Source organism: Psychrobacter sp. T6-1 (genome assembly GCF_052258445.1).
In genome coordinates this window covers 1-548 of the sequence record NZ_JBQQFC010000804.1, presented here as the reverse complement: position 1 = coordinate 548, position 548 = coordinate 1, and the positions used below count along the sequence as shown (strand labels likewise).

1 protein-coding gene is annotated in these 548 nt (G+C 49.3%); it reads left to right on the top strand.

Annotated features, from left to right (window positions below; all coding sequences use genetic code 11):
• The coding region (locus ACTXGO_RS16065) for an MBL fold metallo-hydrolase (RefSeq protein ID WP_443575225.1) at nucleotides 1-548 on the top strand (548 nt) is incomplete at both ends.

The window sequence follows — 548 nt, the reverse complement described above, 5'->3', positions numbered from 1 at the left end:
AAGCAAGTGTACAACTTTGATACCAGCTTTCGTACCGATGCCAGTCAGTTCGATATCTTGACCGATGAAGATACGATTTTGGCTGTAGGCGACATTAGTATTAGCGTCATGCACGTGCCAGGTCATACGCCAGCGGATATGGCCTACGTGGCAACCGACAGCGAAAAAACAGCGGTATTCACAGGCGATACGATATTTGCCCCTGATGTAGGTACGGCGCGCTGTGATTTTCCAGGCGGCGATGCCAAAATGTTGTATCAGTCTATTCAAAAACTATTGGCGCTTCCTGAGGATACCGTCATGTACTTATGTCATGACTACCCAAGCCAAGGCCGCCAGCACTGTCCATCGACTACTGTTGGCGCACAAAGGCAAGGCAATATTCATGTTAAAGACGGTATAAATGAAGCTGAGTTCGTCGAGATGCGCGAGCGCCGCGATACGACGCTATCCATGCCGCGCCTAATCATTCCCTCAGTACAAGTCAACATCGATGCCGGTCACTTGCCTGATCCTGAAGATAATGGCGTACGCTATCTAAAAGTACC